This window comes from Okeania sp. SIO2C9 (assembly GCF_010672455.1).
Lineage (GTDB): Bacteria > Cyanobacteriota > Cyanobacteriia > Cyanobacteriales > Microcoleaceae > Okeania.
The window spans coordinates 261,933-269,665 of record NZ_JAAHGO010000001.1 but is presented as its reverse complement, the minus strand read 5'-3'; the positions used below and the strand labels follow the sequence as shown (position 1 = coordinate 269,665).

The following is a 7,733-nucleotide window of genomic DNA, read 5'->3' as shown; positions in this document are numbered from 1 at the left end:
ATCATCAACATCAATCAAAATTATCCCATCATCACCACTATCACCAGAATCTAAACTATTATCTGAAGCTGAAGTATCACCATTAGCTACTGCTTGAGTTTTAGCAATACCTTGAGAAACTACTTGTAGTAATTTACGGGGAGAAAAAGATTCTAATTCTACATAAAATCCTGCCTCTAACCATGGTAATTCATTTGTTGATAAAGTTGACTTAACTGCTGTAGGTATTTGTTGCGCTTGTCTTGCTAATTCATCCGACTTGATAATCCACATATTTTTACTAGCAAATACATCAAGATATTTCTATATTAGTTGTAGCTTAACTAGATGAAACTTGTATCAACCAAAACTATCAGATGCCAAAAAACCTACATTTCGATGATCATCAACATCAATCAAAATTATCCCATCATCACCACTATCACCAGAATCTAAACTATTATCTGAAGCTGAAGTATCACCATTAGCTACTGCTTGAGTTTTAGCAATACCTTGAGAAACTACTTGTAGTAATTTACGGGGAGAAAAAGATTCTAATTCTACATAAAATCCTGCCTCTAACCATGGTAATTCATTTGTTGATAAAGTTGACTTAACTGCTGTAGGTATTTGTTGCGCTTGTCTTGCTAATTCATCCGACTTGATAATCCACATATTTTTACTAGCAAATACATGACGTGGTAATAATCCTAAATCATAAATAATTAGATTATTTCTGCCAAACCAATTAGGACTATTTCGCAGTTCATCGATCATCGTAACTCCACGGGGGGTAGCACTATGAAAAGCGTAAACTTTTAAATCTGGATTTTGTGTTAACATTTGCATTACTGTACTAAAAATATTCTGGGGATATCCATCAATACTTAGTACGGCGCAGTTATTTTCAAAGTGGAAATTATTAGCTATTAAAAATTGAGCAATTTCGGCAGTGTCACACACAATAACTCTGTCAAAACTATAAGCTGTAACTTCAGAATTAATTTGTATAGGTTCACTCATTTCTTTGGAAGGAGGTAAAACATTTGTCACCTCACCATTAATTTCTTCCCAACGACTCAACCATTGGGTAATTTCACTTTGCTTAAACTGAAGTGACTGGGGTATTTTATATTGAATACTTAGTTGTCGCGTACCAAAATAAATTACAAATATTCCTAAACCAATACCTAAAAAAAATAAGAAAAATGCTGTATTTTTCACGGTGGAGAATTTAAAAAACCAGACTAAAACAGCAACTAGAATTAATCCTCCCAGAATTTGCATAGCTCTGGCAAAACTTCTTCTGGTTTTAGGTTGATAACCCTGTGATTGACTACCAGAAGTAAAAAGTAATATTAACACTAAAAATACTATAGATAAATATATTCTTATTTCTAGTTTAAAACCCAAACTAAAAAATCCTAAGAAAATAATGAGAAACGCTGAACATCCAAATGGGTTAATATTGTTTTTATTAAGTAAACGCTTCTCTATCAAATACCACAATTGCTTAGGGGTGAAAAACAAGGTATTTTCAGAGGAAATAGTCTGAATAGAATTGTTGAAAAATATATCTGTAAATTTACTTCCTGCTTTAGGGTCAAAAGCAAAAGGATGATTACAATTTTTACATCTACCCCCAGTTTCTGTTCTTTCTTTTAAATTATTATCTGTTTGACATTTTACGCATTTCATATATATAACTCCTAACTAAAAATTTGACCATTCAGTAAAACATTATAATCTTCTCTCTGACGAATTAATCTAGGCTGACTTTTTTCTAACAAAACTTCAGCAGGACGAGGTCTATGTAAAAAATGAGAAGACATTGCATAACCATAAGCACCCGTATCCAAAATAGCTAAAATATCTTCTTTTTCTAAAGCAGGTAACTGACAATTTTTACCCAAATAATCACGGGAATAAGTTGTATTGCCACAAACATCCGTCAAATATAAATCTGATTTATTTATTTCCCGAAAACTAACAATTTCTCGATGACCTCCATGTACGGATGGCACAGATAAATTAGCCACAGTTGTGTCAACTCCAACTATTTGTTTATTTCCCTGCCATTTCACAGAAATAACTTTAGTTAATACTGTACCTGAACGAGCAATAGCAGCTCGACCAGGTTCAATAATTAATTTAATTTTTCTGCCTACTTTTTCTATCGCTGCAGTTAAATCCGTGCCAAAATTTTGCCAGTCAAAAGCTATCCCATTGTGATTATAAGGATAACCAAAACCACCACCAAAATCTAAATATTCCCAGTCGGGTAAAAATTTACCAGTTGCTAATATTGGTTCAATTACTTGAGTAAAAGCTTTCGTAGCATTTGTACCAGTACCTCGATAAAAATGTAAACCACTCAACTCTAAACCCACTGACTTTGTAATTTGAATTGCCTGGGAAAATTTCTCTAGTCGAACACCAATTCTACTTTCTCCCGTTAGTTCTGGTAAATTCAGTCTCAAGCCCAATTTTGGCGTAATTTCTCTGGCAAACTTATCTATATATATGTCACAAAATAACTGTAGTTGACTGACACTATCTAAATTAAAAGTAGTTACCTCCCAGTTTAATAGTCGTGAAAATTCTTGACCGTTTAAATTACTCCCGCTATAGACAATTTTATTAGGGGAAAAACCTGCTTTTAATCCCAGAAAAACATCCCCCGGTGTATTAGCATGAAGACCCCATTGATACTTTTGAAAAATTTTTAGTAAAGATACATTACCATTAGTTACGCTAGCAAAATGAAATTCTGTGTGGGGATAGGGAATAGATTCAGTAATATGATTTATCGTTTTTCTGAGAATATCGCCATCATAAACATAGAGAGGAGAACCATAATTTTCTAGTAATTCGTGGGCAAATTCCAGAGAAAAAGGAGTAACAAAATTTGGCATATTTTCTACCATAGTTAACTAAACAAGTAGAGCAGTTTAGAGCATAATCTATGTTATCAGTAGAGAGTATGCCATTAGCTAATATTTTAGTATCAACTAATCATACTAAATTTGGTTTGGAAAAGTAAATTATAATTTATCCATAGGTCAAGCAGTGATAGTTCGTTATACCAAGTCTAGTTTATATAAAGAGATTTATTACTCCTCTCAATTTCAGTGTTCCTCATTTCCTGTTCTCTCCCTTCATAAGTAAACCGGATTTAGTATCAGCTATTATCTATAAGCTCTTTATCATTATTTATAGAAAGGATTTATCAATTCTCAATTTCAGTGTTCCTCATTTCCTGTTCTCTCCCTTCATAAGTAAACCGGATTTAGTATCAGCTATTAGTTATAAGCTCTTTATCATTATTTATAGAAAGGATTTATCAATATTTTTTTATCCTGGTAATTTCCCTGGTGAAACCATATTATTCCCTTAAGAAAACGAGTTTCTGGAGATTCAAAGATTGAAGTTTTCCAGTCATAACCTTCATCAAAATTTGTCATTTTGTCTATATCAATTTTTATTTTGTAGCCATCAGATAAAGAAGACAGAATTGTAAAATCACGAGCTATACGTCTGTCATTTAATTCTATAACTGCAAAATTCTCTCTTTTTGTTGAAAATTGTCTTTGTTTATTAGCCTTTCTCAAGAATTTTTGTCTTACCGATGACAATGCTTTTTGTGTATGAGTCTGAATGTTTATTACTCCATCCTCATCTTCTTGAAAATTCGGCATTATACAAAAAACTTCGAGATAATATTTAGAGCTGTCATAACCCTCAACTATAACATCACATTCATTGGTTATTAATGATAAAGATTTGACCAATCTTTCTCTAATTAGTGGAATATAGTTGTGGTAAACAATCATTTCAGATATGACGGCCTCGCAACTTCTCCAGTCTTTATATTGCTTTTTATTCTCTTTGCAAAAGAAGCTGCATGGCTGGGATTATATTTGTTAATTTCTTGGAAGTATTTCAGAATTTTTAAATAGTTTCGATATGGGTTAATTGGGAAATCATTATTCCTATAGTCTAAATATTCTTCTTTCTGTTGTTTCATGTACTCATTCTCAAGTAAATCATGATTGTAGAAAGATTCTTCTATAATATCAATTTCATTTTTCATCATAATTCATTCAAGTAAAAAGAAAAAAATAAAAATTTTTTGTTGTCTGAGTTATAAGCTTTTGATATGTCAAATACAGTAATGGCAACTGCTATAATTACACATACTCTAAAGCTCTAAAGTTTATCTTGTAAAAATTACAGAGAATAAAATTAAGTAATTAATTTTGCTTAAGTACTTACCGAAAAATTAAGGTATAAAGCCTCTCCATTCATGGAGAAAAAATAACAAAATTCCTTTTAACCCAATCCTCTCCTTGAAAAGAAGAGTTCATTAATTGATAATTGATAATGGATCATTGATAATTACCTCGGGTTTTAACCGCTACGGAATTGAATATAAGGAAATATTATTTCTTCTCTTGGTCGATTGGATATGGCTCCGGGACCTCGCCATCCCTCGACCGCTTTTTTCCCCTTAAAAGGGGAGGCTTTCAACCAGAATTATTTAATTATTAATAATTAAAAATTAATAATTCGGTAATTCTAAATTCTAAATTCTAAATTCTAAATTCTTGAAAATTTTTATCAGATCAAATTTAACTTTTAACCTGCTCAACCCACTTCCACCACCAAGGCGGTAATAATAAAGGATTATACCCAGAATTACTAATAGTAGATTCTCCTAAAATTGTTACTCGCCAAATTTCCCAAATCATTAATAACCAGAGAATTTCACCCACGCGCCTACTCCTAATTTGTCCCCCTAATTTTCCTTGAATTATCGTAATAGCTAAATCCGAAATAAATCTACCTTCTGCTTGTAAAACTTCTGGGTTTAACCATTGCCTAATTTCTGACCATAATTCATTTAAGCACCAATAACTTAAAGGTACTCCCATCCCCCTTTTTTCTCGCCAAACAACTTCCGGTGGTAACCAAGACTCTACCGCTTTTTTCAATATATATTTTTCGTTTGAACCTTTTAAATTAAATTCTCCTGGTACTTGAAAAGTCCACTGAGCTAAAGCTAAATCAGAAAAAGGAGACCGCACAACTAACCCATTACTAAATGCCAAATTTGTCGCCCTAGGATGAATATTTTGTGCCCCTTTTAAAGTCAAGCTAGCACGACGTAATTTATGGATTAATCCTGTACAAAAAGTGTCATCTAAAGCAAATTCTACCCACTTTTCTGCTGAGATATTTTGTACTTTTTCATAAAATTCTGGTTGAAAAATTTTCTGTTCATAACCCCATAATTTATGAAAAGTATGGAAATATTGTTGAATGAAATTTTCTTGTCTATTGTAAACAGCAGCAGCAATAATTGGTTTATTCGTCCACCCACCAAATAATTGATCTCCTCCTTCGCCGTTGAAAATTACAGATACTTCTTGAGCTGCAGTTTGACATAATAAATATAAAGGTACTGTCACTCCATCACCAAAAGGTAAATCTAAAGCCTTAACTGTATCTAATAAAGCATTTTTTATCAGCTTTGGAGTTACAGATAATTTCACGAAAGGTATATCTAAATGTTGAGCAACTTTTTCTGCATATTCCCATTCTGGAAAACTATTTTTACCGAAATCTAGGGTATATGCACGCACTTTTATCCCAGCTTGTACTAATAAAGCTGCAACTATTGAAGAATCTAAACCTCCTGAAAGAAAAATTCCTACAGGTTCAGAGGGTAAGTCAATAATTTGCCGATAAATCGCATTTTTAAGTATGGTTTGTAACTGTTTAATTGCGTCATTTTTATCTTCAATTTGTACGGGATTTTCTCGCCAGTCATAACGACGTTGAATTTGTATTTCTGGCTCCAAAAAAATTTGTTCTGTTCCTGCTGGTACTGCAAAAATATTCTCTACTGGAGTGAGTGGTGTTGGTACATAAGAGAAACAAGTATAACCATAAAATCCAGGAATACTAATAGATGGCTCAGAAATAATAGGTAATAATAACTTGAATTGAGAAGCAAACCAAATAACTTTTTCTATTTTTGTCCAATATAAAGGCACTCTTCCAAAAGGTTCCCTACCTAAAATTAATTGGTTATTTTCTAACTTTACCCAAGCATCAATACTATCAGATAAACCAGAGGCAGATAGAGAAGCAATTAAAGTCTCACCCCTAGCTAATTTCATTTCTTCCCCACCAATATAACTAATTCCAGCAAAAGTTATTCCCTGATGAAAATTCAACACTTTTGTCTTTTTTTCCTCAGTTAGCTTGGTGAGAATAGTATTTAATTCTAGTGGGGAACCATATCCCCAATAACCAATAAATTGATATTGCACTTAATCACAAAATTTTACTTAACTGTAAACTCAGTTTGACTGAGAAGGCGATCGCCTAAATACATCTCCACTTGCCAATTTCCCGCAGGTGAAACAGGATTAAATTGATACCTACAATAAGTAGGCCAAATTTCCCTATTAATCTCTTTAGTTTGATAACTATTTTGATGACTAATTTCACCATTAGGATTAATCCACTTGCACCCTAAAGAAAGTTTTTTTCCTACTGGTGCATCTTGCAAAGTTACCCGATAAAATACCTCTGGATTTTGTTGACTATCAACCACAATTAGCATTTCTATACCACTATTTGTTTCTAATGTCAACTGACTTTGCCCTGAATTAGCATAGACATTATTTAATACTTGTTTTTGAGTTTGAAACCATAAGAAACTAGCAGCTATAACTACTAGCAACCCAAGCACCCCTACACTAATCAATTTATTCCGCTTTTCCTCTAGTGCCAGTGCTTCTCGCCTTCGCAGTTGCATCATTGCCTCATCTACCAAGTCAGTAGGCAAATTTAGCTCTTGTAAAATCTGCTCCATCTGCTCTCGGTCAATTTCTTCGTCGCGCTGTCTAGATAATTGTTCAACTTCTGCCACCAGTTGAGTAAATTGTGCTTGTGTCAGTCGTTCTTCTGTCATAGATATTAAGTGAGGAAAATTATAACGCACAGAAAAAGAAGCAAAATAACTATTTATAAGTATAGTTTTCAATAGACATCTCTAGAAAAGAGGGAGTAGGGAGTAGGGAGTAGGAAGTAGGGGGAAATAATTGATGATTTATGTATGATAATTGATTTTATTTTTGATTATTGGAGATGTCTAATAGTTAAACTATATTAATTATGTGGAAAAAGTTTTAAATATTACTTATGATTTTGAAAGTCTAGGGTCATTAACCATTAACTTAGTAAGTTCTTGTTTCATGGGATTTAAAAGTTTAGGATTAGAAATTAAAAAATAGAGTTTTTTCATCTGAAATGTTGTTTTTATTTCCTCTTCCCCGATGATTTCTTTCAATGCTTTTATTTCTTCTGATTGGGGATTTGGAGAATTATATATTATCCAATATAAATAAGGTAGTATTTCTGAATATCGGGTAAAAAATTTTTCTCTTTCTTCTATTTTCAAAACATAATTGATTCCGCTTTCTGCGCTCAAATTCGTCCATAAACTATCAATTAAGTTTAAATTAGAAATACACTTTTGATAACCTTCCCACAATTTTTATTTTTCCCAAATCTTGGTATCTTTACTGAGTTGATGACGATTGTTTAAGAAAGTGAAAAATATCGCGATGCTTCCACCAACTAAAGAGCTAATAACATATTTCCAACCATCAGGAATATCTGGAATAACCATTGGTTTTATTTTTCTCAATTCAAATATGCAGCAATTGAATTATCAAAAA

8 protein-coding genes and 1 pseudogene are annotated in these 7,733 nt (G+C 32.5%); all 9 read right to left on the bottom strand.

Features of this window, described 5'->3' with window-relative positions; genetic code table 11:
* Nucleotides 1–273: pseudogene (locus F6K23_RS01070) on the bottom strand (hypothetical protein); the annotation flags it as partial.
* Between the two features lie 66 nt (nucleotides 274–339).
* On the bottom strand, nucleotides 340–1,677 hold the full coding sequence (locus tag F6K23_RS01065; protein WP_293149677.1) for a hypothetical protein: 1,338 nt from the start codon (nucleotides 1,675–1,677) through the stop codon (nucleotides 340–342).
* A gap of 11 nt (nucleotides 1,678–1,688) precedes the next feature.
* On the bottom strand, nucleotides 1,689–2,894 hold the full coding sequence (locus F6K23_RS01060; protein ID WP_293149675.1) for a decarboxylase: 1,206 nt from the start codon (nucleotides 2,892–2,894) through the stop codon (nucleotides 1,689–1,691).
* A gap of 408 nt (nucleotides 2,895–3,302) precedes the next feature.
* Nucleotides 3,303–3,812 carry a hypothetical protein gene (locus F6K23_RS01055; RefSeq protein ID WP_293149673.1) on the bottom strand — a complete coding sequence of 170 codons (510 nt, stop codon included), beginning with the start codon at nucleotides 3,810–3,812 and terminating at the stop codon, nucleotides 3,303–3,305.
* Nucleotides 3,809–4,075, bottom strand: a complete 267-nt coding sequence (locus F6K23_RS01050; RefSeq protein WP_293149671.1) for a hypothetical protein — start codon at nucleotides 4,073–4,075, stop codon at nucleotides 3,809–3,811. Before F6K23_RS01050 ends, F6K23_RS01055 begins: the two co-directional genes overlap by 4 nt.
* Nucleotides 4,076–4,610: 535 nt before the next feature.
* Complete coding sequence (locus F6K23_RS01045; RefSeq protein WP_293149669.1) at nucleotides 4,611–6,317, bottom strand: asparagine synthetase B; 1,707 nt, start codon at nucleotides 6,315–6,317, stop codon at nucleotides 4,611–4,613.
* Between the two features lie 14 nt (nucleotides 6,318–6,331).
* Nucleotides 6,332–7,036, bottom strand: a complete 705-nt coding sequence (locus tag F6K23_RS01040; RefSeq protein WP_293149667.1) for a hypothetical protein — start codon at nucleotides 7,034–7,036, stop codon at nucleotides 6,332–6,334.
* Nucleotides 7,037–7,192: 156 nt separating this feature from the next.
* Complete coding sequence (locus F6K23_RS01035; RefSeq protein ID WP_293149665.1) at nucleotides 7,193–7,546, bottom strand: hypothetical protein; 354 nt, start codon at nucleotides 7,544–7,546, stop codon at nucleotides 7,193–7,195.
* Between the two features lie 3 nt (nucleotides 7,547–7,549).
* Nucleotides 7,550–7,684, bottom strand: coding sequence for a hypothetical protein (locus F6K23_RS01030; RefSeq protein ID WP_293149663.1), 135 nt, complete (start codon nucleotides 7,682–7,684; stop codon nucleotides 7,550–7,552).
* Between the last annotated feature and the right edge of the window lie 49 nt (nucleotides 7,685–7,733).

What these genes read in the sequence shown, in the direction of transcription:
- F6K23_RS01065 (WP_293149677.1), bottom strand. Translation starts at nt 1,677, where the DNA reads ATGAAATGCGTAAAATGTCAAACAGATAATAATTTAAAAGAAAGAACA.
- F6K23_RS01030 (WP_293149663.1), bottom strand. Translation starts at nt 7,684, where the DNA reads ATGGTTATTCCAGATATTCCTGATGGTTGGAAATATGTTATTAGCTCT.
- F6K23_RS01050 (WP_293149671.1), bottom strand. Translation starts at nt 4,075, where the DNA reads ATGATGAAAAATGAAATTGATATTATAGAAGAATCTTTCTACAATCAT.
- F6K23_RS01060 (WP_293149675.1), bottom strand. Translation starts at nt 2,894, where the DNA reads ATGCCAAATTTTGTTACTCCTTTTTCTCTGGAATTTGCCCACGAATTA.
- F6K23_RS01055 (WP_293149673.1), bottom strand. Translation starts at nt 3,812, where the DNA reads ATGATTGTTTACCACAACTATATTCCACTAATTAGAGAAAGATTGGTC.